Origin of the sequence: Methylobacterium dankookense (genome assembly GCF_902141855.1) — a bacterium.
In the GTDB taxonomy this organism is placed as follows: domain Bacteria; phylum Pseudomonadota; class Alphaproteobacteria; order Rhizobiales; family Beijerinckiaceae; genus Methylobacterium; species Methylobacterium dankookense.
On sequence record NZ_CABFVH010000007.1, the window covers coordinates 1 to 24,645 of the forward strand.

The following is a 24,645-nucleotide window of genomic DNA, read 5'->3' on the forward strand; positions in this document are numbered from 1 at the left end:
CCCGGACGTCTGTTTCATCTTCGCTCCTGGGGGCTACGATGAACCAGCCATCCTCCGTTCGTGAAGACCCTCAATCTGTCTCAGGAGTGCTGACGGCGGACACCGCACCCCGCACGAAAGTGTGCCCTCGACGCCGGCTCGCCGCCGCCGATCAGCCGCGAACGCCGGCTGGCCCTCGCGTAACCGTGCTGCGACAAGTGCCTCGTGTTCCTCGTGCGAGCGCGGGGTCAGCAGGCGGCGCTCCGAGAGCGTGCAGCGCGGCTTCACGGTGCAGGCTTGGCAGTCTCGTGTCGCGAAGCGGATGCGCATGACCGTACGCCCGAGGTTGTGGTCGGGACACCAGTTCCGGTTGCTGTGCCCGGCCGGGCTGACGGCGATCTGCCGATCTCAATGAAGTTGGAAGGCTCGATCGTGAACGCGCCCTTGATGCGCGCCTGCCACTGGTTGTCCTTGGGTACCAGCCCGATGAGATCGACACCGTGATTGGGGATAGATGGCCAGCATCAGCAGGCACTCCTGGCCGCACGGCGGCGCACACCCTCGAACCGCCACACGTAGGCTTCGATCGCCCAACGCGCTGCGTCGCCATGACGTTTCGCAACTGGCCTGCATCGACCAGCCCACGACACGGCGTGAGAACAGGTCGATGACGGTGGCGACGTAGAGCCAGCCCTCGGCCGTCCAGATATAGGTGAAGTCGGCGATCCATTTCCGGTTCGGAGCATCCGCCGCGAACCGCCGGTCCAAAAGATTGGGTGAGGTCGTCGCCCGCTCACCCTCGTCCTTCGGAAGCCCGCGTCGGCGTGGCCGTGCCCGCAGTGCGTTCTCGCGCATGATCCGCTCGATGCGGTGCAGCCCGCACGAGACACCCTCGGCCAGCACGTCGCGCCAGACGCGCCTCGCGCCGTAGGTGCGGTCGCTGGCCACGAAGCTCGCGCGAGCCTTGACGAGGATGGCTTCGTCGTCCCGTATGCGTTGGCTGGGCTGGGGGGTCAGCCAAGCATGGAAGCCGGGGCGCGAGACACTCAGGGCCGCGCACATCCAGGCAACCGGCCAGACGGTGCGATGCTTTGCGATGAAGGCAAACTTCATATCGCGTCCCTCGCAAAGTAGGCGGCGGCCTTTTTTAGGATGTCACGCTCCGCCTTCAAACGAGCGACCTCCTTGCGCAAACGATCGATTTCGATCTGCTCGGGCTTCACTTGGCCCTGACCGGGGAAGGCGTGCTGCGAATCGGCCACCGCCTGTTTTACCCACCGGTGCAGCATCGTCTCGTGAACGTCGAGGTCGCGTGCGGCTTGCGCGACACTGACCCCGCGTTCCCGAACCAAGCGAACCGCCTCGATCTTGAACTCACGCCCGAACTTGCGACGCTGCATGGAGCACCTCCGGCTTCACCATCACACCTAAACCGGGTGTCCGTGAAACCGGCAGCAGGCCAAACCAAACAGCCAGCGGCCGCATCGATTCATTCACGAGGCACAGCCGCGCTACTGCCGCGATCGCTAGCGAACGGACCCTCGGGTGATGAAATCGTTCCGTTCCGACGCGCAATCGGGCAAGGAAGCCCGAATGGCGCTATGAGCGCGATACAGAGGAAGCCAGGTTTTGCATCTCAGCGTCGAGCAACTGGCCTGTCGCCGCTCGGGGCGGCGCGTATTCGGGGGCTTGTCTTTCGCCCTCGGGCCGGGAGAAGCCCTCGCCGTCACCGGCCGCAACGGCGCCGGCAAGTCGAGCCTGCTCGCCATCCTGTCCGGGCGTCTGCGGCCCGATGCCGGGCAGATCTGGGTGGCGGATGTCGGCGAGGCGAGCCTGCCTGAATGCCTGCACACTGTGGGGCACCGCGACGGCCTGAAGGCCGCACTGAGCGCTGGAGAGAATCTCGCCTTCGCCCGCGCCCTCCTCGGCGACGCCCGGATGCAGCCGCGGGCGGCCCTGGCCAGGCTCGGCCTCGGCCATGCCCACGACCTGCCGGTGGCCTATCTCTCAGCCGGTCAGCGGCGGCGGGTCGCGCTCGCGCGGCTCCTCGTTTGCCACCGGCCGCTCTGGCTGCTCGATGAGCCGACCGCGGCGCTCGATGTCGCCTCGCAGGCTCTCCTCGCCGAGCTGATGGCGGAGCATCTCGCGGCGGGCGGCCTCATCGTCGCCGCAACCCATCAGGCGCTCGGTCTCGAGGATGCGGCAACCCTCGCCATCGCCGCGCCGGAGTTCGGGCTGGACCGGCCCTCGCCGACGCCCGACCGCGACGCGGATTTGCGCGATGCGGACTTGGAGGATTGGGCATGAGCCGCGCCCTCCTCGCGCTGATCGCAAGGGACCTCGCCCTCGCCACCCGCGTCGGCGGCTCCGGCGCGCTGTCCCTGGTCTTCTTCCTGATGATCGTGGCGCTGGTGCCCTTCGCGCTGGGACCCGACCTCAATCTTCTGTCGCGGATCGGCCCGGCGATCCTCTGGCTCGCGGCGGTGCTCGCCACGCTGATCGGCCTCGACCGGCTGTTCCAGGCCGACGAGGAGGACGGCTCCCTCGATCTGATGACCGCCGCGCCCGTTCCGCTCGAACTCGTCGTGCTCGCGAAGGTGGTGGCGCATTGGCTCACCACCGGGCTGCCGCTGGCGCTCGCCTCGCCGCTCTTCGGCCTGCTCGTGGCCCTCGACGGGACTGGCATGGCCGCGACCGCGCTCACCCTGCTCGCCGGAACGCCGGCCCTCACCTTCATCGGTGCGGTGGGTGCCGCGCTCACCGCTTCGATCCGGCGCGGCGGCCTGATCCTCGCGGTGCTGGTCCTGCCCCTGATGGTGCCGACCCTGATCTTCGGCGTCTCGGCGGCGGAATCGGCGTCCAGTGGCACCGTGCCCTTCACGACGCCGCTCACCATTCTCGCGAGTCTGAGCCTTATCGCGGCAGTGGTCGGAACGCTCGCGGCGGCGGCCGCCCTGCGTTGGTCCGAATGATCGATTGGGGAATTGGTACACTGAAGCAATCGATCCAGACGTGGCGGCAACGCTCGACCCTACATCCGTCCGCGCTCTGGCCTAAAAGTCGGGCGACTGCGCGCTTGTGAACCCGGAATCCAATCTCCGGCCGCGTCGGGCCATGGGGGTGGCGATCATGAAGTCTCTGTTTGCTGCGCTGGCCGTGGCCGGCGCTTTTGCGGTCGATACCGAGCGTGGCTAGGCGGCGGCCGACGTTGGCTACGGCATCGGGTGGAGCGAGAGACCATCCGAGTCGCCGATGGTCCGCTCGCCAGCTTCAACGGCGTGGTCAAGGAGGTCGATATCGAGCGGCAGATGATTGAGGCCGCCGTGTCGATCTGTGGGCGGGCCCCGCCGGGGAATTTGGAGTTCAGACAGGTCGAGCAGGTGTGATGCGCCGGACATCATCATGCGGTAAGCGCATCATCATGCAGCCCACCTTCGACCCCGCGCAAAACGTCCGCTTCCGAGAGAAGCCGATTGCGGACCTCTCGCCCGACGAATTGCGGGAAGCGCTTGTTCAAGCCCTGCTTCGGATACGGCTGTACGAAGATTGTGCAGGGTTCAGGCCGCCGAAGACCGACAGCTACGAGTTCCAGCACGCTCTCTGGCCGCGGCCGCAGTCGTCCACATGTCGAGCTTAACTCGCCGAATCACCGCTGTATCTATGCGCCCCAGAAGGACCGACCGTTGTACTCCCCGGCGACGGGTCGAAGGATGAGCAGCGCGGCTTCTGGGGCAGGCTTACCCGAGCGGATCGCCTGACCTCTAGTCCTACCGGATTCGCCGAACCCTTCCATGCCGCCCACCCGCCCCTACCTCGTAGGGACCCTGGGGTCCGCCAAAGTTCCTGGGCCTGCTCCCCGAACCGGACTAAGAGCATAGCGGTATGCGTCTTCTGCCAGCCCTCGCCACAATGGCTAGGGCACGGGGGCTTGGCGGGGTTCAGGCTGTCGACGTTATCGCTTCCAGCGCGCAGGTCGGAGGCTGGGACAACGGAACGGCGGGCAGCTGTTGACATGCCGGCATTCTGGCTCGGCTCGGTTGCCTGTCCCTCGCTACCTTGCCCTTTTCAGTACGGGGCACGCTGGAAAATAACCGTTTGCGATCAATAGCACCGCAGAAGCAGGGTTCGGGATCTAAGATGCTGGAAGTACTTGGATTGTGGCAATTCTGCGGCACCTGCGTCTCCAGCCGCACCAACTACGGCATGGGCTGGTGTCGCACCAAGGAGAATGCCAAGGCGATGGCCTTCGACAACGACCCGAACTGCCGCCTCGTCCTCGCCGAGTGCGAGTGAGCCGACGACGGCCCAGCCGCGGGGCCGATGAACGCGCCGCCGCGAGCGCTCCGCTCGCGGCGGATATCCCAGGCGGTCAGTTCGACGCGGACCCGACCGCATTGCCGCTGCACCGCACCCCGGGCTAAGTGCATCTCACAGAACTCCCGATCACCGGGAGCCCTCCCTCCGGCCATTCCGGCGCGGTGGGAGTTTCGTGAGAGACACCAGAAGCTCCGGTCATGTCCGCCTCGCCCTCGCTCTGGACGCGCCTGTCCAATCCGAGCCACTTCATGCGCTGGTCCGGCAGCCTGACGCCCTGGCTCGCGGGCCTGTCGGCCCTGCTGCTCGCTGCCGGGCTCTACCTCTCCTGGTTCGTCGCGCCGCCCGATTACCAGCAGGGCGAGACCGTGCGAATCATGTTCATCCATGTGCCGGCGGCCTGGCTCGGCGTGTTCTTCTACGGGGCCATGAGCCTGTCGGCGATTGGGACCCTGGTCTGGCGCCACCCGCTCGCGGATGTGGCCCAACGGGCGGGCGCCCCGATCGGTGCGGCCTTAACGCTGGTCTGCCTCGTCACCGGCTCGCTCTGGGGCAAGCCGATGTGGGGCACCTACTGGGTCTGGGACGCGCGGCTGACCTCGATGCTGCTGCTGTTCCTGATCTATTGCGGGTTGATCGCCTTGTGGCGCACCATCGAGGATCCGAACCGGGCCGCGCGCGCCGTGGCGATCCTCACCCTGGTCGGCGCCGTCAACCTGCCGATCATCAAGTTCTCGGTGAACTGGTGGTCGACGCTGCACCAGCCGGCTTCGATCCTGCGCATGGGCGGCCCGACCATCGATCCCTCGATGCTCTACCCGCTTCTCGTCATGATCGCCGCCGCAACGGTCGGCGGCAGCACGCTCCACCTCTACGCCATGCGCACCGAGGTGATGCGCCGCCGCGTGCGCACGCTGACGATCCGCGAGGCCGAGCGCCTCGATGCCGGCCGGGCGAGCGTCGCTCCGACCGGTCTCCCCCTCGGCCAGCCGCTCTAAGGGCCTTCCCGATGGATCTCGGACCGCATGCCGGCTTCATCTGGGCGGCCTATGCCTTCACCGGGCTGGTGATGGCTGCCCTCGTGCTGAACGCCGTTCGCGACCGGCACGCGCAGCGCCGGGCGCTCCGCGCCCTTGGGGACGATCGCCGGTGAGCGAGGCCGCGAAGCCCCGAAGCCGCTCGCTGCTTCTGATCCTGCCGCTCGTCACCTTCGCGGTGCTGGCCGGTATGTTCTTCCTGCGCCTGCGCTCGGGCGTCGATCCGGCCGCCCTGCCCTCGGCGCTGGTCGGCCGGCCGCTGCCGGACTTCACGCTGCCGCCGGTCGAGGGCCTCACCACCGCCGACGGCAATCCGGTGCCGGGCTTCTCCTCCGCCGATCTCAGGGGCACGGTCACGGTGCTCAACATCTGGGCTTCGTGGTGCGCGCCCTGCCAAGTCGAGCACCCGATGCTGATGCGGCTCGCGCGCGAGCCCGGGATCCGGCTCGTCGGCATCGACTACAAGGATCCGCCGGAGAAGGGCCGCGCCTTCCTGGCCAAGCACGGCCTGCCCTTCCAGGCGGTCGGCTCCGACGCGAGCGGTCGCGTCGGCATCGATCTCGGCGTCTACGGCGTCCCCGAGACCTTCATCATCGGGCCGGACGGCGTGATCCGCGACAAGCTCGTCGGCATCGTGACGCCGGAGAACCTGAAGGACGTGCTGGAGAAGATCCGCCGTGCGGGTCAGGTCGCGTCAGCCCGGTGACGCGCGCTCGTCACCGGGCCGCGCGCGTGGCGAGGCCGTTCACAGCTTCCGCGAGAGCCTCGGAAGCGACCCACGGCACCATGTGGCCGATCCCGGGCAGCAGGACGAGCCTGGCGCCCGGGATGGCGCGCGCCAGTGGCTGCGCCTGCGACTCGGGCCGCACCAGCGGATCCGCATCGCCCGAGACGATCACGGTCGGCACCGACAGGCTCGCGTAGGCCGAGCTCATCCGGGCCAGCGCTGCGGGCAGGCCGATCAAGTCCTGTACGTTGGCGAGAAGTGATGCCGGCCGGATCACCAGCGGGGCCCGCGCCCGTTCCAGATAGCCCTCCGCCTCGGGCTGGGGCCGGAACGCGTGGCCAGCCGCGCCGCGCAGATAGAAGAGGGCGAGTGGCGGCCCGATCGTATGGCTGAGGAGCCAGGAGACGGGCGGCTTGGCCGCGAGGCGCCAGTACCACGGCAGCGTGATGCGCTGTGGGAACGGCAGCGCCACCGGCGAGACGAGAGCCAGGCCCGCGACCCGGTCTGGGTGGTCGAGGGCGAGCGCCAAGGCGAGAGCCGAACCCCAGGAATGGCCGAGCACGAGCGCCGCCGGCGCGCCCAACGCGCGAAGCGCCTCGGCGACAGCTCGCGCCTGCACGGCGGGATCCGCGGCCGCATCGCCGCCGATCCGGTCGCTCCAGCCGAGTCCCGGCCGGTCGATGGCGATGACCCGAAAGCCGCGGGCGGCGAGCGTTCTCCCGATGCCGGCCATCAGGTCGGCGGCATTGGCCGAGGCGCCATGGATCAGGACGATGGTCGCCCGGGCGCCCTCGACCGGCCCCTCCTGCAGGGTCGCGAGGCGACCGCCCGGCACCGCCACGAAGGGGCCGCCCGGCGGATAGGCCGAATCGACGCGCAGGGTGATGAGAAGCGTCGCGACGGCGCCGAGCGCGAGGATGGCGACGGCGAGGACGACCGGTATCCCGGCCAGGATCGCAACGGCGACCAGGGCGCCCTTCACGGGCGCCCCACCCTGCCGGATCGGCCGGCATTCGGGCGAGCACGACGTGCCGTCACGTGAGGATCTCCGCGATCAGCGAGACCGGCCGCGCATGCAGCAGGGCTGGCATGCGTGAGGTAGCGCCCGCGTCCGCGAAGTCAGTGCGACACCCTTTCTCTCCGCCGCCTCCCGCGCCACATGGGGGCATCGGCAGGAATCGGGAGTACGCGATCCGATGGCGAAGCTCGTCCACAGCATGGTCCGCATCGGCGATGAGGCGCGGTCCATGGACTATTACCGCCGCGCCTTCGGCCTCACGGTCGCCGACCGCATCGATTTCCCGGACTTCACCCTGATCTACCTGCGCGGCGAGGGCTCGGATTTCGAGCTGGAGCTGACCGTCAACAAGGGCCGCGACAAGCCCTACGAACTCGGCGACGGCTACGGCCATATCGCCGTGACGGTGGACGACGTTGCCGCCGAGCATGCCCGCTTCACGGGCGAGAACCTGCCGGTGACCGATGTGAAGGAGCTGAAGCGCGGCGGCACGCCGCTCGCGCGCTTCTTCTTCGCCACCGACCCCGACGGCTACAAGATCGAGGTGATCCAGCGCGGCGGCCGCTTCGTCTGACCCCCCCGGGCGGCCCCTTGACCGCCTCCCCGTCCCGCCTTTTCAGGAACCGATGACTATACCGACCCGCATCGTCTGCATCCGCCACGGCGAATCGACCTTCAACGCCGCCCACCGCGCCACCGGCCGCGACCCCGGCCATCTCGATGCTCGCCTGACCGAGCGCGGGCAGGCTCAGGCCCAGGCGGCCCGCGAGCGCATCGCGGCGATCCCTTTCGAGCTCGTGGTCACCTCCCCGCTGACGCGGGCCATCCAGACCAGCGCGATCCTGTTCGGCGAGCATCCGGCCGCGCCGCGCGTGCTGGTGGAGGTGCTGCACCGCGAGTGCCAGGAGAGCAGTTGCGACGTCGGCCGCGCCGCCTCGGAGATCGCGCGGGAATTCCCCCATCTCGATGTCGGCCACCTGCCCGAGGTGTGGTGGCACGCGGAGGAGGGATGCACGGTCGGCGCCTATCCGGTGGAGCCGCGCCACCTGTTCGACCGGCGCGTCGCGGAGTTCCGCGAATGGCTGCGCCGCCGGCCCGAGCGCACCATCGCGGTGGTCGGCCACGGGACCTTCTTCTTCCATCTGACCGGGATCTGGCTCGACAACTGCGAGAGCACCGAGCTCGACCTCGCTGCGGATTCGGCCGCGGCCTGAGATTCAGGCCGGCTGCAGGCCGCGGGCTGCATCGAGGCGGCGCCCCGCAAGCATGAGGTCGATGTTCGGCGCCTGGCGGCCGATGGCGAGCGCCTCCTCCAGGATGGCGCAGGCCGTCTGCCAGGTGCCGGGCAGGAAGGGCGCCGCGCCCTCGGCGATCTCGGCGGCGCAGCGCGGATCGTCGATCGCGCGAATGGCTGCGGTTGCGGTGCGCGCCAGAGCCGCCGCCCGTGCGCCCGCGAGCCAGAGGCGGCGATGCCCCGCCTCCTCGGCGCGGACGCCGCCGCGCCAGGACGCCGCGCGGGCGGCGGCGAGCGCTTCCTCGACCGTGTCCGCGGCCGCGCAAAGCGCGGCGAGGTCGGACAGGCCGGCGATCCCGCAGAGGGGACCGAGGATGCGGCTGATGCCCGCAACGGCGAGATGCCGGGTGCGCGCGGCCTCGATCTCCGGCCGGTCGGCGGAGCCCGAGAGGCGCAGCACGAAGGCCATCAGTCGGTTCCGCTCGGCATCGGGCATGGCGTCATTGAGACCGAGCGCGTAGGCCGCGAGCGGGTGCGAGAAGCAGGGCGGACAATCGGCGCTCGAACGGATCGCCCGATAGGGTAGCCCCGCCGCCACCAGGGCCGCCTCGTTGATGCAGGTGCCGCCGTCGGGCCCCGGGAATTGATGCGAGCCCGCGAGCAGGCGCCAGTTCAGGATGTGCCCGAAGCCGTCCGCCAAGCGATCAGCCATGCCGTCCTCGTCGTCCCGCAGGAAGCACGGGAGCCTGCCACGGTGCGGTCCGCTTGGCGAGAGGGCTTCAGGCGCCGCCCATCCCGAGCGCGAGGCCGGTGAGCATGGCGAGGCCGAGCACCAGGACGAAGGCGGCGGCCAGGAGTTCGAGGCCGCCGACGGCGATCGCCCCGACGCGGCCGCGCCCGCCCGCGAGGCGCAAGGCCGCGCCCTTGGCGAAGACCGCGAGGCAGGCGAGCGCCGTCGTGGTGAGAGCGGTGCCGAGCGCCATCGCCAGCACCGCCAGCATGCCGGCCCAGAGCACGCCCTGCGACAGGGCAAAGACGAGGAGCAGGACGGCGCCGGCACACGGGCGCGAGCCCGCGGCGAGCACGACGCCCGCGCGCTCGCGCCAGGATTCGGCGCGTGCGTCGGCGGGCACATGGGCGCAGTCCGGCCCGCAGCCGGCCGCGTTCGCCGCAGCGAGTCGCCCGGCCTTGCGCCAGGTCACCGCGAAGCCGATCAGCGCGACGAGGGCGAAGCTCGCGGTCTCTACGAGCGTGCCCGCCCGCGACATCGTGGCGGCCGTGGCGCCGAGGATCACGCTGCCGATCCCGACGATCGCGATGGCGACCGCGGCCTGCAGGAGCGCGGCGGCGAAGCTCAGGGCGCAGCCGCGCTGGAGCGTGCGCTCGCCAGCCACGATGTAGCCCGCGATCACCGCCTTGCCGTGGCCCGGCCCGGCGGCGTGGAAGACCCCGTAGGCGAAGCCGAGCAGCGCGAGCGGCATCCAGTCGCCGCCGAGCTTCAGCGCCTGGACCGCGCCCTGGAGGCTGCGGGAGAAGCTCGACTGGACGGCAAGCAGCCAGCCGCCGAGGCCCGTCGCGTCGGGCGCGGCCTCGCGGAAACCGATGCCGAAGGGCGAGCGCGGGGGCGGCGCGGCGACACCCGGCATCACCAGCCAGGTCAGAGCGGCGAGCAGCAACCCGGCCGCGGCGATCGCTCCGGCGATCAATGCGAGGCGCAGCGGGAGACGTCCGCGCGGCGACGCCTCCACCAGACCGATGCTCACGGACACGCGACCAGCACCCGCTGCGCGTATTGGACGCCGTAATTCGAGGCAGCCGTCAGCGCTTCGAAGAAGGCTTCCGTCATGCCGGGCTTGGACCCGTCGGCGGTCTTGGTCTCGGCAGCCTTCGGACGCGTGATCGTGGCGGCGCAGCCGGCCGGGGCTCCGGTCAGGCGCGCGGCGTCCGCACCGTCCGCGAGGCCGAAGGAGACGAAGAAGGTCGGATCGTAGACCTCGAGCGCGACGACGCCGCGTCCCTGAGTCGCCGGCGCCTTGAGGGGCAGCAGGAAGCTCAGGGTGAGGGTCTCGCCTCCCATCGCCATGCGCGGCTCGGTGGGTTCGGCGAAGGCCTGCTCCTTGCCGGCGACCTTGAGCTTCGTGAAGTAACCGAATTCCGCGAGGTTCTGCGTGTTCTCGGTGGCGAGCCCGGCGAGTTCGTCCGGTGTGAGCTTGCCGTCCTTGTTCGTGTCGAGCCCTTGCGTGACGAAGGCCGAGTAGGCCGCGTCGAAGGTCCAGCTATGGCGGATGCCGGTGACCTTGCCGGACGCGTAGTCGATCTCGGCCTTCGCGGTCACCCAGACATGCGGATGGGCCGAGGCGGGCGTGCCAGAGAGGGCGAGAACGCCCACGAATGTGAGAATGCGGAAGGCGGGCGCGGCGGTCGGCATCGGATCGGACGCTCGCGGGCTCTGGTAAAGGATCGGTAAACGCGCTTGCCCGCCCCATGGGGCGAAAGCGAGGCGTGCCATCTTCCCTGTCCCTGTCCCTCTCCGACGGAAGTTCTCAGGGCAGCGCCCTGAGAACCCCCTCTGCGACGACCGTTCGGCGATCCGTCAGTGCTGCAGGATCTTCGACAGGAAGGTCTGCGCACGCTCGGAGCGGGGCTTGCCGAAGAAGTCGTCCTTGTGGGCGTCCTCGACGATCTCGCCGCGATCCATGAAGATGACGCGGTCGGCTACCTTCCGGGCGAAGCCCATCTCGTGGGTCACGACCATCATGGTCATGCCCTCCTTGGCAAGCTCAACCATCACGTCGAGCACCTCGCCGACCATCTCCGGGTCGAGGGCCGAGGTCGGCTCGTCGAACAGCATCACCACCGGGTTCATGGCGAGCGCCCGAGCGATCGCGACGCGCTGCTGCTGGCCGCCCGAGAGCTGGCCCGGGAACTTGTGGGCATGGGCCGAGAGGCCGACGCGGGCGAGCAGGTCGAGGCCGCGTTTCTTCGCGTCCTCGCTGCCGCGCTTCAGCACCTTGCGCTGAGCGATCGTCAGGTTGTCGGTGATGGTGAGGTGCGGGAACAGCTCGAAATGTTGGAACACCATGCCGACCCGGGAGCGGAGCTTCGGCAGGTTGGTCGACTTGTCCAACACCTTGGTGCCGGCGACCGTGATCTGGCCCTTCTGGAAGGGCTCCAGCGCGTTCACGGTCTTGATCAGGGTCGACTTGCCCGAGCCGGAGGGACCGCAGACCACCACCACCTCGCCCTTGGCGACGCTGGTGGTGCAGTTCGTCAGCACCTGGAAGTCGCCGTACCATTTGCTGACGTTGTCGATAGCGATCATCGTCTCGCCCGTGCGGGTGCCGGGCTGGGTCAGGTTCCCCGTCTGCAGACCGTCATCCGTGGGGGCTTGGCCCGCCGGAGCGACGGGGTTGGAGGGCGTGGGAGCCGGCATCGGCGTGGAAGTCATGGCACGATCCTCGTGGAAGCCGCGACGTGCGCGCTCAGCGGATGATGGCGACGCGGGCCTGAAGGCGCCGCACCAGGAACGAGGCGGTCAGACAGACCGCGAAATAGACCACGGCCGCGAAGAGATACATCTCGACGAGGCGGCCGTCGCGCTGCGCGACCTTCGAGGCCGCACCGAGGAAGTCGGTCAGCGACAGCACGTAGACGAGCGAGGTGTCCTGGAAGAGCACGATCGTCTGCGTCAGCAGGAGCGGCAGCATGTTGCGGAAGGCCTGCGGCAGGACGACGTTCTGCATCGACTGCCAGTAGTTCATCCCGAGCGCAGAGGCCGCGGCCGTCTGCCCCTTGGGGATCGACTGGATGCCCGCGCGCATGATCTCGGAGAAATAGGCCGCCTCGAACAGCGTGAAGGTGATCAGCGCCGAGGGAAATGCGCCGACCTGGATCGGGTTCGGCGCGCCGGTCACGTAGGCGCCGATATAGGGTACCAGGAAGTAGAACCAGAAGATGACCAGCACGAGCGGCAGCGAGCGCATCAGCTCGACATAGACCTTCGCCGCGTGCGTCAGGCCGGGCACGCCCGAGAGGCGCGCCATGGCGATGAGCGTTCCGAGCACGATGCCCATGCCCGCCGCCATGGCGGTGAGCGACACCGTGAAGACCATGCCCTGCCCGAACAGGTAGGGCAGCGACGAGACGATGACGCTGAAGTCGAAGTTCGAAAGCATCAGCGCTGCCCCGGGATCGCCACGGAGCGCTCGATGAACGAGGCCGCCGTGATCACGATGAGGTTGATGAAGACGTAGAGAAGCGTGGCGGCCGTGAAGGCCTCGAACACCTGGAAGGAGAATTCCTGCATCGAGCGGGCGCGGGCGGTCAGCTCGAGAAGGCCGATGGTGAGCGCCACCGAGGTGTTCTTGAGGTTGTTCAGGAATTCGGAGGTCAGCGGCGGCAGGATGATTCGGTAGGCGTTCGGCAGGAGCACGTACCGGTAGGTCTGGGCCACGGTGAAGCCCATCGCGGTGCCGGCCATGCGCTGTCCGCGCGGAAGCGACTGGATGCCGGCGCGGACCTGCTCGGCGACGCGCGAGGCGGTGAAGAAGCCGAGGCAGACGACGCCGGTATAGAACGGCGCATTCGGCAATTGCTTCAGCCAATTGCCCCAGGCCTGCGGCAGAACCTCGGGCAGCACGAAGTACCAGAGGAACATCTGCACGAGCAGCGGGATGTTCCGGAACAGCTCGACATAGGCCGTGCCGACCGCATTCGCCGCCTTGTTCGGCAGGGTGCGCAGCACGCCGATCACCGAGCCCAGGCAAAAGGCGATCACCCAGGAGCAGAGCGCGGTCGCGATCGTCCAGAGGAGGCCCGAGAGCAGCATGTCGGCATAGGTGCCGGTGCCTTCGGGAGAGGGCTCGAAGAAGATGCCCCAGTTCCAGTTGTAATTCATCGCTCTCGAAGGCTTCGCCGCACCGGGTCAGAGGATCGACGCTCAATCGAGCAGGTTCGGCCCGAGGTGGCCCGCGAAAACTGCATCCCGACCGGCGTTCTGCACAGGATCCTCGCGCGGGACAGGCCCGCGCGAGGCTTCAAGCGATGGGGCCGCTCAGTAGACGGCCGGATCCGGGCTGTCGCTCGGGGTCTTGAACTGCTTCTCCATCGCCTCGGTCATTGGGAGCTTGAGGTTGATGCCGCGCGGGGGGATGGGTTGGGTGAACCACTTGTCGTAGAGGGCCTTACCCTCCGGGCTGGTGTAGAGGGCCTTCGTCGCCGCGTCTGCGACTGCCTTGAAGGGGGCGTCGTCCTTGCGCAGCATGATGCCGTAAGGCTCGGGCTTCGAGAGCGTGTCGGTGGAGATCACGTAGGCGTCCGGCGTCTTCGAGCCGGCGGCGAGCGAGGCGAGCAGCACGTCGTCCATCACGAAGGCGGCGGCGCGGCCGGTCTCGACCATCAGGAAGGCCTCGGCATGGTCCTTGGCCGGCAGGATGGTCAGGCCGAGCTTGCGCTCGGTGTTGGCCTCGTTGATCTGCTTGATGTTGGTCGTGCCCGAGGTCGAGACGACGGTCTTGCCCTTCAGGTCGTCGAAGGTCTTGAGGTTCGAATCCTTCTTGGCGACGTAGCGGGTCGCCGTCAGGAAGTGCGAGTTGGTGAAGGTCGCCTGCTTCTGGCGCTCGGCGTTGTTCGTCGTCGAGCCGCACTCGAGGTCGATCGTGCCGTTGGCGATCAGCGGGATGCGGGTCGCGGAGGTGACCGGATTGAGCTTCACCTCCATCTTGTCGAGCTTGAGGTGAGTCTTCACCGCGTCGGCGATCTTCAGGCAGATCTCCATCGCGTACCCGACCGGCTTCTGGTTGCCGTCGAGGTAGGAGAAGGGCACCGAGGAATCGCGGTAGCCGATGGTGATGGCGCCGGTATCCTTCACCTTCTTGAGCGTTCCGGTGAGTTCCTCGGCCTGGACTGAGCCGGCGAACAGGGATGCGCCGAGGGCGAGGCCGAGCGCCAGTCCGCGACGATCGAATTGAAACTGCATCAGAACGAAACTCCCAATCATGCCGAGCGGGCGTCGGCGTGCGCCAAGGGCGCGCCCGGCGTGCAGGCGCGCCTTTGCAATGATGGTGCCGGTTTGTGGAGGTGTGATCACGGAGATGCGTGCCGGCGCGGCCGCCGCGGACGAGCGGATTCGGCCTGTGCCGGACCTGTCGATGGGCGTGCCGTATCGGCGGGCGCCGGATCTGCCCAAGTTTTCCACCCTGATCGTCCGCCCACGGCGTCGAGCCGGGCGTTTTCGCCCGTGCCACACGCATCTTGCACATTCCCTGTGCGTCCGCATCGGGTTTCGTGCGGGCCTTGAGAGACGTTCCACGGGCGTTGTAGCGGCCGGACACGAAAAGGGCCGTCCCGCACGTCGGCGGGACGGCCCCAACTGCCTGTCCTCTTCAGGACAGGGTTACTGCGTCACCTCGTTGCCGGTGTAGTCCACCGTGCCCTTGTCGTTCTTCTTCCAGGTATACATGACGTAGTCGGGCTTGGTGATGTCGCCCTTCTTGTCGAACGAGATCGGCCCGAGCACCGTGGTGAACGGCTTGCCCTCGCGCATGAAGGCCGCGACCTTCTTCGGGTCGGCCGAGCCCGCGCCCTCGATCGCCTGCTTGAAGATCTGCACGGCGGCGTAGGCGTAGAGGGTGTAGGCCTCCGGATCGATGCCCTTGGCCTTGAAGGCGGCCACGGCCTCCTTGGCGTTCGGGTTCTTGCGGGCGTCCGGCGGGAAGGTGGTCAGGGTGCCCTCGGCCCCGGGGCCGGCGATCGCGACGAGCTCCTTGTCGACCATGCCGTCGCCGCCCATCATCGGCGCCTTCAGGCCCTGGTCGCGCATCTGGCGGATGATCAGGCCGGCCTCGGTGTAGTAGCCACCGAAATAGACCACGTCGATGCCGTTCTGCTTCAGCTTCGAGACCAGCGCCGAGTAGTCCTTCTCACCCGGGTTGATGCCCTCGTAGAGGGTCTCCTTGCCGCCCTTGGCCTTGAAGGCCTTCAGCGTCTCGTCGGCGAGACCCTTTCCGTAAGGGGTCTTGTCGTGGATGATCGCGACCTTCTTCCCCTTGAAGTTGTTGACGAGGTAGTCGCCCGCCACCGCGCCCTGCTGGTCGTCGCGGCCGCAGGTGCGGAACACGTTCCAGAGGCCGCGCTCGGTGAACTTCACGTTGGTCGAGGCCGGCGTGATCTCGACGATGCCGGCATCGGCGTAGACGTCGGAGGCCGGGATCGACACGCCCGAGTTGAAGTGGCCGACCACGAACTTCACGCCGTCCGAGGCGAACTTGTTGGCCACCGAGACGCCCTGCTTCGGGTCGGAGGCGTCGTCGCCCGACGAGAACTCGACCTTCTGGCCCTTGATGCCGCCGGCCTTGTTGATGTCCTCGACGGCCTGGGACACGCCGTTCTTGAGCTGGGCGCCGAAGGCGGCGCTGTTGCCGGTGATCGGGCCGCCGACCGCGACCTTCACCTGAGCCTGGGCGGCCGAGGCCAGGAGGCCGAGCGCGAGGCCCGCCAGTAATCCTACTCTCATCCCGGTCGTCTCCTTCACTTCACACAAACCTTGCGCGGAATCGGTTGGCGCAAGGCGGTCCGGATCGGATCATGGCCGCTGCGGTGCCGCGCCGGAAGGGCGCTCGCGCCAAGTCAGCGGCGAGGTCTTCTCGTAGAGCCAGCGGTACTGCGTGGTCATCTGCCGGGTGCGGGTGGCGCGGTAGCCGAGCGCGCCGACCAGCATCACGACGGCGGCGTCCACGAGATGGTACTGCGCGGACAGGAGCGTGCCCTCGAACAGGGCGAAATGGATGAAGCGCACCGCCGCCGCGACGAGGAGCAGCGAGACGGCCGCCTGCCAGAAGGGACGCCAGGCGCGGGCGACGGCGCGGGCCGCCATCCAGCCGGCCCAGCCGCCCATCACCACCGTGACGAGCAGGAACAGCCAGACGGAAGCCTCTTCGTAGACGATGCCCTGCATGGTCAGGCCCCCGCGGCGGCGCCGTGGCCGCCTTCGAGATAGGCGGACTTCACCGCCGGATCGTCGAGGAGCTGGCGGCCGGTCCCGCTCATGGTGACGCGCCCGTTCACCAGCACGTAGCCGCGATGGGCGAGCTTGAGCGCGTGATAGGCGTTCTGCTCCACGAGGAAGATCGTCATCCCGTCCCGGCGGTTGAGGTCGCGGATCGCGTCGAAGATGCCCTTCACGACGAGAGGCGCGAGGCCGAGCGAGGGCTCGTCGAGGAGGAGCAGGCGAGGCCGGCTCATCAGGGCGCGGCCGATCGCCAGCATCTGCTGCTCGCCGCCGGACATGGTGCCGGCCCGCTGCTGGAGGCGCTCCTTCAGCCGCGGGAACAGGGTGCAGACGCGCTCCAGATCCTCCGCGAAGTAGCGGCCCCCGTGCAGGCTCGCGCCCATCTGGAGGTTCTCGAACACGCTCATGCGCGGGAAGACGCGGCGGCCTTCCGGCGACTGGGCGAGGCCGAGGCGCGCGATGGCGTGGGTCGGCAGGCGCGTGATGTCCTGCCCCGCATAGAGGATCGAGCCCGTGCGGGCCTGGGGCGCGCCGAAGATCGTCATCATCAGGGTCGATTTGCCGGCCCCGTTGGCGCCGATCAGCGTGACGATCTCGCCCTCGCCGACATCAAGGTCGACGCCCCTGAGGGCGGCGACGCTGCCGTAATAGGTCGAGACGTCCCGGACCGCGAGGAGCGGCGCCGCGGCCGCGGCCTGCCGGGCGCGGGTCTCCTCCACGAGCACGTTGATGCCGGCGACGCTCATGCTCCGGCCTCTCCGTGGCCGATGCCCACCTCGGCCTCGACGCGCTCCACCTCCTCGTCCTCGACGCCGAGATAGGCGGCGATCACCTTCGGGTCGCTCCGGATTTCGTCCGGCGTGCCGTCGGCGATCTTGCAGCCGTAATCGAGCACGACGACGTGGTCGGAGATCTGCATCACCACCGACATGTCGTGCTCGATGAGCAGCACGGAGGTGTCGTGCGCGTCGCGGATGTGGCGCAGGAGCGCGTTGAGCTCGGCGCTCTCGCGCGGGTTGAGCCCGGCCGCCGGCTCGTCGAGGCAGAGCAGCACCGGATCGGTGCACATGGCGCGCGCGATCTCGAGGCGCCGCTGGGCGCCGTAGGGAAGCGCGCCGGCCGGATCGTCGGCCCGCTCCATCAGGCCGATCCGGTCGAGCCAGGCCTTGGCCTTCTCGATGGCCGCCCTCTCGGCCGAGCGGTAGCCCGCGAGCCCGAGGAGCCCGAGCACCGTGAAGCCCGAGGCGCGCATCAGCGGCTTGTGCTGGGCGACGAGCAGGTTCTCCAGCACGGTCATGCCGGGGAACAGGCGGATGTTCTGGAAGGTGCGGGCGACGCGCGCCGTGCGGTTCACGGCGAAGTTCGGCAGCCGCTCCAGAAGGTGCACGGTGCCATCCGCATGGGCGAGGCGCAGCATGCCCTCGGTCGGCTTGTAGAAGCCGGTGATGCAGTTGAACACCGTGGTCTTGCCGGCCCCGTTCGGGCCGATCAGCGCGGTGATGTCGCCGGCCTTCGCCTCGAAGGAGAGGTCGTTCACCGCGGTGAGGCCGCCGAAGCGCATGGTGAGGTGGGCGACCGAGAGGACCGCCTCGCGGCCGACGGCGATCTTCTCGGCGGTCTTCGGGTTGGCGGGGGTCAGGACCGTCATGCCGTCTAGCCGTGTCCCTCGCTGACATGGGCGCCGGATATGGCGCGGCGCTCGCCCAGCGACACGGAGGGCACGCGCACCGAGATCAGGCCCCGCGGGCGCCAGACCATCATCGCGACCATGGCGAGGCCGAACAGGAGCAGGCGGTACTCGTTCGGATCGAACCCCTCCCCGAAGACGGCGCTGAGGAAGCCGAGATTGCGCAGCAGCTCCGGCCCGCCGACCATGGCGACGGCGGCGATCGCGACGCCGACCTGGCTGCCCATGCCGCCGAGCACCACGATCGCCAGGATGATCGCGCTCTCGAGGAATGTGAAGCTTTCCGGGCTGATGAAGCCCTGGCGCACCGAGAAGAACGAGCCGGCGAAGCCCGCGAAGGCCGCGCCCAGCGCGAAGGCGGTGAGCTTCGTGGTGGTGGTGTCGATGCCGAGCGAGCGGCAGGCGATCTCGTCCTCGCGCAGCGCCTCCCAGGCGCGCCCGATCGGCATCCGGCGCAGGCGCAGCGTCGCGAGGTTGGTCAGGAGCGCGAGCCCCAGGATCAGGTAGTAGAGGAACACGACCCGGTGCATGGAATCGAATTCCAGCCCGAAGCGCGCCGCGAATCCCGTCTCGTCCGCCGTGAAGGGGATGCCGAAGAAGGTGGCGCGGGGAATCGAGGAGATGCCCGCCGCGCCGCCGGTCAGGTCGGTCCAGTTGATCAGGACGAGGCGGATGATCTCGCCGAAGGCCAGCGTCACGATGGCGAGGTAATCGCCGCGCAGGCGCAGGACGGGAAAGCCCAGCACCATGCCCCAGGCCGCCGCGAACAGGCCGGCGAGCGGCAGGCAGATCCAGAAGGACAGGCCGAAGGTGGTCGAGAGCAGCGCGTAGCAATAGGCGCCGACCGCGTAGAAGGCGACGTAGCCGAGGTCGAGCAGGCCGGCGAGCCCGACGACGATGTTGAGCCCCCAGCCGAGCATCACGTAGGTGAGGATCAGGATGCCGAGGTCGATCCAGTAGCGCGCCGGGCCGAGGCCCCCGCTCGCTGTTGTCGCGATCACCGGGAGCGTCAGCGCGACGCCGAGGAAGGCGTAGAGGCCGAGCTTCGAGACGCGCTGGCCGGCATCGGGCTCGCCCTGGACCGCCTCGGTGGCCTGGGCGGGCGACGGCGTCAGGGCGCGGCGCGCGTCGCGGCGGGCGAGGATCAGGCGCTGGACCACCCGCAGCGCGAAGATCGCGGCGCAGAAGGCCGCCACGAGCTTCCAGCGCGGCGTCAGCTCGAGTCCGGTCGGGCCCGCATCGGTGCGGTAGGCGATGATCGGGATGCAGAGGCCGAAGGCGACGAGGGCGTAGAGGCCGGCATCCCGCAGGATGTCGGGCAATCCGGGGGTGCGCGCGTCCGCCATCAGACCTTCTCGACCTCGGCGCGGCCCAGGATCCCGGAGGGCATGAAGATCAGCACGATGGCGAGGATCGAGAAGGCGGCCACGTCCTTGTACTCGATGGAGAAATAGGCCGACCAGAACACCTCGATCAGGCCGATGATCAGCCCGCCGAGCACGGCGCCGGGCAGCGAGCCGATGCCGCCGAGCACGGCGGCGGTGAAGGCCTTCACGCCGGGCACGAAGCCGTCCGAGAACGAGACGACGCCGTAATAGAGCAGGTAGAGCACGCCCGCGACTGCGGCGAGCGCGGCGCCCAGCACGAAGGTCAGCGAGATCGTGCGGTCCACGTCGATGCCGAGCAGCGCGGCCATCTTGCGGTCCTGCTCGCAGGCGCGCTGGGCCCGGCCGAAGGGCGTGCGCTGCACGAGGTACCAGAAGCCGGTGAGCAGCACGGCCGTCACCGCCATGATCAGGACCTGCTTGTAGGAGAGGAAGACGGTGTAGCTCTCGCTCTGCATCAGCACGACCCCGCCCTCCAGCATCGGCGGCGTCGACTTGTTGCGGGCGCCCTGCGTCACCTGCACGAAGTTCGACAGGAAGATCGAGACGCCGATGGCCGAGATCAGCGGGGCGAGGCGGAACGAGCCGCGCAAGGGCCGGTAGGCCACCCGCTCGATCGCCCAGCCCCAGAGCGCGGTGAGCGCCATCGCCACCACCAGCACGATCAGCAGGGCGAAGGCCACCGAGCTGATCCCGAGCCAGGCGGTGAGGATCAGGAAGACGATCAGGGCGATGAAGCTCGACACCATGAAGACGTCGCCATGGGCGAAGTTCACCATGCCGATGATGCCGAACACCATCGTGTAGCCGATGGCGATCAGGCCGTAGATCGAGCCGAGGGTCAGCCCGTTGATGAGCTGCTGCAGAAAGACGTCCATCGCGGTCCCGTGATGCCTCGCCGCTGTTCAGCAAGAGCCGTACCGCACTGCCGCGCTTGCCGCCAGCCGGGACCGGTGACGGCGGGCCCCGTCTGATCGCGAGGGGCGGCTGGAGCACACGAACAGAATAGAGGAATCATCCCGTACTCCGGGCAAAATCCCTTGCCAGTGGCGCGGAACATGCGTCAGCCTTCACATCACAGATCAAGCCTGTGGGCGGAGGAGACGGGCGCATGTCGGGTTCACGCCTCACCACGATGATCTTCATCGGCATGTTGCTCGGCATCGTCGTCGGCTACCTCTGCAGCATAACCTGGCCCGATCCGCAGACGGCTAAGGAGATCGCCGGATACGTCTCCCTCGTCAGCGACATCTTCCTGCGGCTGATCAAGATGATCATCGCGCCTCTGGTGTTCTCGACGCTGGTGGTCGGCATCGCGCATATGGGCGACACCGCCTCGGTCGGCCGCGTCGGCGGCAAGGCGCTGCTCTGGTTCGTCGGCGCCTCGTTCTGCTCGCTCATGCTCGGGCTGGTCCTGGTGAACCTGCTCCAGCCCGGCCACAACCTGAACCTGCCGCTGCCCGAGGCCGGGGCCGGCACCGGCCTCAAGGCGGCCTCGCTCTCGCTGAAGGAGTTCGTCACGCATCTGGTGCCCAAGAGCGCCGTCGAGGCGATGGCCAACAACGAGATCCTGCAGATCGTGGTGTTCTCGATCTTCTTCGGCGTGGCGCTGGCCGCGCTCGGCGAGAAGGGCCACGCGCTGGCCCACGGCATCGAATCGCTCGCCGACGTGATGCTGAAGGTCACGGGCTACGTGATGATGTTCGCCCCGCTCGCCGTGTTCGCGGCGATCGCCGCGACGATCACCACGCAGGGCATCGGCGTGATCGTCACGTACGCCAAGTTCATGCTGGAATTCTACGCGAGCCTCGCGGTGCTGTGGTGCCTGCTGCTCTTCGCGGGCTTCCTGCTCGTGGGCTCGGGCGGCATCCGTCGCCTCGTCAACCTGATCAAGGAGCCCTTCGTGCTGGCCTTCTCGACCGCGTCGAGCGAGGCGGCCTACCCGAAGACCCTCTCGAACCTCGAGCGCTTCGGCGTGCCCAACCGCATCACCTCGTTCGTGCTGCCGATGGGCTACTCGTTCAACCTCGACGGCTCGATGATGTACTGCACCTTCGCGGTGATGTTCATCGCCCAGGCCTACAACATCCCGCTCACCTGGGGGCAGCAGCTGACCATGCTGCTCCTGCTGATGGTGACCTCGAAGGGCATGGCCGGCGTGCCGCGCGCCTCGCTGGTGGTGATCTCGGCGACGCTCTCGCAGTTCAACATCCCCGAGGCGGGCCTGCTGCTGATCATCGGCATCGACCAGTTCCTCGACATGGGCCGCTCGGCCACGAACGTGCTCGGCAACAGCGTCGCCACGGTGGCGGTGGCCAAGTGGGAGGGCCAGCTCGCGACCGGCGACCAGCGGCTCGACCGCGACGTCAGTCCCCTGCCCTCTCCGGCCGAATGAGGCGGGCCATGTCGGTACGCCGGCTCGCCGCCGCCTTCGGCCTCGCCCTCCTCGCCCTGCCGCTGCCCGCGCAGGCCGTCGAGATCCTCACCGGCGCGCTCAAGACCATCGCCGAGCGCGGCGAGGTGGTGATCGGCTACCGCGAGACCTCGGTGCCGTTCTCCTTCCTCGACCGCGGCCGGCCGGTGGGCTACGCGATCGACCTGTGCGGGGAGATCGTGGACGAGATCGGCCGCGCCACGGGCCGCACGGACCTGCGCGTGCGCTACGAGCGGGTGACGCCCGATACCCGCATCGAGGCGGTGACCGCGGGCCGCATCGACCTCGAATGCGGCTCGACCACCGCCAATGCCGAGCGGCGGCGCAGCGTCGCCTTCTCGCCGGTGACCTATGTCAGCGCCACGACGCTGCTGGTGCCGCGTGAACCCAGCATCCGCTCCTACCGCGACCTCGGCGGGCGCAAGGTCGTGGTGACCTCGGGCACCACCAACGAAGCGGCCCTGCGCAGCCTCGTCGCCAAGCTGAAGCTCCAGACCGAGATCCTGACGGCGCCCGACCACGCGGCCTCCTTCGCCATGGTGAAGGACGGCCGCGCCGATGCCTTCGCCACCGACGACGTGCTGCTCTACGGGCTCATCGCCGATGCCGGCGCCGAGGGCGTGCGCTTCACGGTGCTGCCCGACAAGCTCTCCTTCGAGCCCTACGGCATCATGTTCCGCAAGGATGACCCCGACCTCGCGGCGACGGTGAACGCGGCCTTCGTGCGGCTCGCCGAATCGCGCGAGCTGCGCTGGATCTACGAGCGGTGGTTCCTCAAGCGCCTGCCGAACGGGGAGCGGCTCAACGTGCCGATGTCGAGCGAGCTGCGCACCAGCTTCCAGCTGATCGGTTTGGAGGATTGATCAAAAAAGCGCCCGCCGGGCTGGGACCGCGGCGGGCGGAGGGGTCGAGAAGCGAAGAATACCCTCGTTGCTATGAACGGGCGGAGATTGACTCTTCATCCGGCCGCAGGCTGCAAAATTGCAAAGCCTCGCGCCAGTTCAGATGTGTCATACGACATTCGGGTGATCCCTTCGGGATGGCGGATGTCGCCTTCGCTCAAGCGCCGCGCAGGACCTTGCCGGGATTCATGATGCCGAGCGGGTCGACGGCCCGTTTCAGGCTGCGCATCAGCGCCACCGCCTCCGGCCCGTGCTCGTCTTCGAGATAGCGGATCTTCTTCTGGCCGATGCCGTGCTCGCCGGTGCAGGTGCCGCCCATGGCGAGCGCCCGGGCGACGAGGCGGTCCACGAAGCCGGCGACGCGCGCGACCTCCTCCGCATCGCCGACATCGACCACGGGCTGGACGTGGAAGTTGCCATCGCCGACATGGCCGACGATCGGCGCGACGAGGCCGGTCTCCAGGATGTCGCGCTTGGTCTCGGCGACGCATTCGGCGAGCCGAGAGATCGGCACGCAGACATCGGTCGCCACCGCCCGGCCGCCCGGCCGCAGGGCGAGCGCCGCCCAATAGGCATCGTGCCGGGCCTGCCACAGGCGGTTGCGCGCCTCCGTCTCGGTCGCCCAGGTGAAGGGGCCGGCGCCCTCCCCCGCCGCGATCTCGCCGAAGCGCTCGGCCTGCTCGCGCACCGAGGCGTCGGTGCCGTGGAATTCGAGCAGCAGGAGCGGCGTCTCCGGCAGTGAGACCTTGGAATAGGCGTTGCAGGCCCGCACCTGCATCTCGTCGAGCAGCTCGATCCGCGCGACCGGGAGACCGCTCTGGATCGTCAGGATGACGGCGTCGCAGGCCGCCTTCACGCTCGGGAAGGAGCAGGTGCCGGCCGAGACCGCCTCCGGGATGCCGGAGAGGCGCAGCGTCAGCTCGGTGATGAGGCCGAGCGTGCCCTCCGAGCCGACGAGGAGGCGGGTCAGGTCGTAGCCGGCGGCCGATTTGCGGGCGCGGCTCCCGGTGCGGACGATCTCGCCGCTCGGCATCACCGCGGTGAGCGCCAGAACGGCGTCGCGCATGGTGCCGTAGCGGACGGCGTTGGTGCCCGAGGCCCGCGTCGCGGCCATGCCGCCGAAGGAGGCGTCGGCGCCCGGATCGATCGGGAAGAACAGGCCCTGGTCGCGCAGGGCCAGGTTCAGCGCCTTGCGGGTGAGGCCGGCCTCGACCACGCAGTCGAGATCCTCCGCGTTCACCGCGAGGATCCGGTCCATGCCCGACAGGTCGACGCTGACGCCGCCGAAGGGCGCGTTGACATGGCCCTCCAGCGACGAGCCGGTGCCGAAGGGGATGATCGGCACACGGTGCTCGGCGCAGAGGCGGACCACCGCCTGGACCTCCTCGGTCGAGGTGACGAAGGCGACGGCGTCCGGCGGCTGGCTCGGGGCCCAGGTCAGGGTGCTCGCATGCTGCTCGCGCACCGCCTGGCCGGTGGAGAGCCGGTCGCCGAGGCGCGTGCGCAGGCCGGCGATCACCGCTTCGACGGCAGCGGGCTCGGGCGGGGTCTGCGGCGGCGGGGCGGTCGTCATCGGTCGAACGGGGTCTCGCGGGCGTGGCGGAGGCCATAGACCCTCCGGCGCGCCCGGCAAAGCATCTCACTGACCGGGCACGAGACGGTAGGAGCCGCTCATCCCGGCCGGGGCCCTGTGCCGCGGCGCGGGAGCCTTTGCCCGCGCCGCGCATTGCGGTCCCGAAGAGGAGGGTGATCCGGCATGCACGAGAGCACAGAGAGCGCGTCCTACCGGGCGCGGGACAAGCGTCAGTCCGTGCAGACGGTCGGGGTGATCGCCGGACTGATCCTGTTCATCTGCGTGGTCTTCGGCGGCCTGTTCAGCGCCGCGCATTTCATCGGCTAGGCCGCGTCTCGACCGGGTCC

At 68.8% G+C, this 24,645-nt stretch carries 28 protein-coding genes and 1 pseudogene; 12 read left to right on the forward strand and 17 right to left on the reverse strand.

Annotated features, from left to right (window positions below):
* Positions 1-33: 33 nt before the first annotated feature.
* Entirely contained in the window at positions 34-309 is a 276-nt protein-coding gene (locus MTDSW087_RS07860; protein WP_244948375.1) for a transposase, read from the reverse strand.
* Positions 310-600: 291 nt separating this feature from the next.
* Positions 601-1,379: pseudogene (locus MTDSW087_RS07865) on the reverse strand (IS3 family transposase); the annotation flags it as partial.
* A gap of 229 nt (positions 1,380-1,608) precedes the next feature.
* Here MTDSW087_RS07865 and ccmA point away from each other — a divergent pair.
* The 7 genes from ccmA (at position 1,609) to MTDSW087_RS30575 (ending at position 6,036) form a co-directional block, all read left to right on the forward strand.
* Positions 1,609-2,286 carry a heme ABC exporter ATP-binding protein CcmA gene (ccmA, locus tag MTDSW087_RS07870; protein ID WP_144762666.1) on the forward strand — a complete coding sequence of 226 codons (678 nt, stop codon included), beginning with the start codon at positions 1,609-1,611 and terminating at the stop codon, positions 2,284-2,286.
* Positions 2,283-2,951: a heme exporter protein CcmB gene (gene ccmB, locus MTDSW087_RS07875; protein ID WP_144762669.1), complete on the forward strand. Its 669-nt coding sequence runs from the start codon at positions 2,283-2,285 to the stop codon at positions 2,949-2,951. The genes ccmA and ccmB overlap by 4 nt, the downstream gene beginning before the upstream one ends.
* A 252-nt stretch (positions 2,952-3,203) precedes the next feature.
* The gene (locus MTDSW087_RS30045) at positions 3,204-3,365 is read left to right on the forward strand and encodes a hypothetical protein (protein WP_186383778.1); all 162 of its coding nucleotides are present in this window, start codon (positions 3,204-3,206) and stop codon (positions 3,363-3,365) included.
* A 751-nt stretch (positions 3,366-4,116) separates the two neighbouring features.
* Entirely contained in the window at positions 4,117-4,272 is a 156-nt protein-coding gene (locus MTDSW087_RS30050; RefSeq protein WP_186383779.1) for a hypothetical protein, read from the forward strand.
* A gap of 221 nt (positions 4,273-4,493) precedes the next feature.
* Complete coding sequence (locus MTDSW087_RS07880; RefSeq protein ID WP_144762672.1) at positions 4,494-5,291, forward strand: heme ABC transporter permease; 798 nt, start codon at positions 4,494-4,496, stop codon at positions 5,289-5,291.
* Positions 5,292-5,302: 11 nt separating this feature from the next.
* Positions 5,303-5,446: a heme exporter protein CcmD gene (gene ccmD / locus MTDSW087_RS30570; RefSeq protein WP_210248275.1), complete on the forward strand. Its 144-nt coding sequence runs from the start codon at positions 5,303-5,305 to the stop codon at positions 5,444-5,446.
* Positions 5,443-6,036 carry a DsbE family thiol:disulfide interchange protein gene (locus MTDSW087_RS30575; protein ID WP_238179676.1) on the forward strand — a complete coding sequence of 198 codons (594 nt, stop codon included), beginning with the start codon at positions 5,443-5,445 and terminating at the stop codon, positions 6,034-6,036. The genes ccmD and MTDSW087_RS30575 overlap by 4 nt, the downstream gene beginning before the upstream one ends.
* Before the next feature lie 10 nt (positions 6,037-6,046).
* Here the strand turns inward: MTDSW087_RS30575 and MTDSW087_RS07890 are convergent, their stop codons facing one another.
* The gene (locus tag MTDSW087_RS07890; protein ID WP_144762678.1) at positions 6,047-7,039 is read right to left on the reverse strand and encodes an alpha/beta fold hydrolase; all 993 of its coding nucleotides are present in this window, start codon (positions 7,037-7,039) and stop codon (positions 6,047-6,049) included.
* A 214-nt stretch (positions 7,040-7,253) separates the two neighbouring features.
* On the opposite strand from MTDSW087_RS07890, the gene MTDSW087_RS07895 reads away from it, so the two are divergent.
* Complete coding sequence (locus MTDSW087_RS07895) at positions 7,254-7,649, forward strand: VOC family protein (RefSeq protein WP_144762680.1); 396 nt, start codon at positions 7,254-7,256, stop codon at positions 7,647-7,649.
* Positions 7,650-7,701: 52 nt separating this feature from the next.
* Entirely contained in the window at positions 7,702-8,289 is a 588-nt protein-coding gene (locus MTDSW087_RS07900; protein ID WP_144762683.1) for a histidine phosphatase family protein, read from the forward strand.
* 3 nt (positions 8,290-8,292) lie between these two features.
* On the opposite strand, the gene MTDSW087_RS07905 is transcribed toward MTDSW087_RS07900, so the two are convergent.
* The 13 genes from MTDSW087_RS07905 to MTDSW087_RS07965 form a co-directional block, all read right to left on the reverse strand.
* Positions 8,293-9,021, reverse strand: coding sequence for a hypothetical protein (locus MTDSW087_RS07905; RefSeq protein WP_144762687.1), 729 nt, complete (start codon positions 9,019-9,021; stop codon positions 8,293-8,295).
* 67 nt (positions 9,022-9,088) lie between these two features.
* Entirely contained in the window at positions 9,089-10,078 is a 990-nt protein-coding gene (locus MTDSW087_RS07910) for a nickel/cobalt transporter (RefSeq protein ID WP_238179678.1), read from the reverse strand.
* A complete protein-coding gene (locus tag MTDSW087_RS07915; RefSeq protein ID WP_144762690.1) occupies positions 10,069-10,737 on the reverse strand; it encodes a DUF1007 family protein in 669 nt (222 codons plus the stop codon). The genes MTDSW087_RS07910 and MTDSW087_RS07915 overlap by 10 nt, the downstream gene beginning before the upstream one ends.
* A gap of 165 nt (positions 10,738-10,902) precedes the next feature.
* Entirely contained in the window at positions 10,903-11,631 is a 729-nt protein-coding gene (locus MTDSW087_RS07920; protein WP_186383788.1) for an amino acid ABC transporter ATP-binding protein, read from the reverse strand.
* Between the two features lie 160 nt (positions 11,632-11,791).
* On the reverse strand, positions 11,792-12,484 hold the full coding sequence (locus MTDSW087_RS07925; RefSeq protein WP_144762696.1) for an amino acid ABC transporter permease: 693 nt from the start codon (positions 12,482-12,484) through the stop codon (positions 11,792-11,794).
* Positions 12,484-13,206, reverse strand: a complete 723-nt coding sequence (locus MTDSW087_RS07930) for an amino acid ABC transporter permease (protein ID WP_144762700.1) — start codon at positions 13,204-13,206, stop codon at positions 12,484-12,486. Before MTDSW087_RS07930 ends, MTDSW087_RS07925 begins: the two co-directional genes overlap by 1 nt.
* Before the next feature lie 156 nt (positions 13,207-13,362).
* On the reverse strand, positions 13,363-14,286 hold the full coding sequence (locus MTDSW087_RS07935) for an amino acid ABC transporter substrate-binding protein (protein WP_144762702.1): 924 nt from the start codon (positions 14,284-14,286) through the stop codon (positions 13,363-13,365).
* A 417-nt stretch (positions 14,287-14,703) separates the two neighbouring features.
* Positions 14,704-15,822: a branched-chain amino acid ABC transporter substrate-binding protein gene (locus MTDSW087_RS07940; RefSeq protein ID WP_144762704.1), complete on the reverse strand. Its 1,119-nt coding sequence runs from the start codon at positions 15,820-15,822 to the stop codon at positions 14,704-14,706.
* 69 nt (positions 15,823-15,891) lie between these two features.
* Complete coding sequence (locus tag MTDSW087_RS07945; RefSeq protein ID WP_144762706.1) at positions 15,892-16,263, reverse strand: DUF6867 family protein; 372 nt, start codon at positions 16,261-16,263, stop codon at positions 15,892-15,894.
* A 2-nt stretch (positions 16,264-16,265) separates the two neighbouring features.
* The gene (locus MTDSW087_RS07950; RefSeq protein WP_144762708.1) at positions 16,266-17,063 is read right to left on the reverse strand and encodes an ABC transporter ATP-binding protein; all 798 of its coding nucleotides are present in this window, start codon (positions 17,061-17,063) and stop codon (positions 16,266-16,268) included.
* The gene (locus MTDSW087_RS07955; RefSeq protein ID WP_144762710.1) at positions 17,060-17,965 is read right to left on the reverse strand and encodes an ABC transporter ATP-binding protein; all 906 of its coding nucleotides are present in this window, start codon (positions 17,963-17,965) and stop codon (positions 17,060-17,062) included. The genes MTDSW087_RS07950 and MTDSW087_RS07955 overlap by 4 nt, the downstream gene beginning before the upstream one ends.
* 5 nt (positions 17,966-17,970) lie before the next feature.
* Complete coding sequence (gene livM, locus MTDSW087_RS07960; RefSeq protein WP_144762712.1) at positions 17,971-19,350, reverse strand: high-affinity branched-chain amino acid ABC transporter permease LivM; 1,380 nt, start codon at positions 19,348-19,350, stop codon at positions 17,971-17,973.
* The gene (locus MTDSW087_RS07965; RefSeq protein ID WP_144762714.1) at positions 19,350-20,267 is read right to left on the reverse strand and encodes a branched-chain amino acid ABC transporter permease; all 918 of its coding nucleotides are present in this window, start codon (positions 20,265-20,267) and stop codon (positions 19,350-19,352) included. Before MTDSW087_RS07965 ends, livM begins: the two co-directional genes overlap by 1 nt.
* A gap of 233 nt (positions 20,268-20,500) precedes the next feature.
* Here MTDSW087_RS07965 and MTDSW087_RS07970 point away from each other — a divergent pair, with 233 nt between their 5' ends.
* Together MTDSW087_RS07970 and MTDSW087_RS07975 are read left to right on the forward strand one after the other, a co-directional pair.
* Positions 20,501-21,784, forward strand: coding sequence for a dicarboxylate/amino acid:cation symporter (locus MTDSW087_RS07970; RefSeq protein ID WP_144762716.1), 1,284 nt, complete (start codon positions 20,501-20,503; stop codon positions 21,782-21,784).
* A gap of 8 nt (positions 21,785-21,792) precedes the next feature.
* Positions 21,793-22,686, forward strand: coding sequence for an amino acid ABC transporter substrate-binding protein (locus MTDSW087_RS07975; RefSeq protein WP_144762718.1), 894 nt, complete (start codon positions 21,793-21,795; stop codon positions 22,684-22,686).
* Positions 22,687-22,882: 196 nt separating this feature from the next.
* Here MTDSW087_RS07975 and MTDSW087_RS07980 read toward each other — a convergent pair whose 3' ends face one another.
* A complete protein-coding gene (locus MTDSW087_RS07980) occupies positions 22,883-24,298 on the reverse strand; it encodes an FAD-binding oxidoreductase (protein ID WP_144762721.1) in 1,416 nt (471 codons plus the stop codon).
* Between the two features lie 183 nt (positions 24,299-24,481).
* Between MTDSW087_RS07980 and MTDSW087_RS30055 the strand changes: the two genes are divergently transcribed.
* Positions 24,482-24,625, forward strand: coding sequence for a hypothetical protein (locus MTDSW087_RS30055; RefSeq protein WP_186383780.1), 144 nt, complete (start codon positions 24,482-24,484; stop codon positions 24,623-24,625).
* Positions 24,626-24,645: the final 20 nt, after the last annotated feature.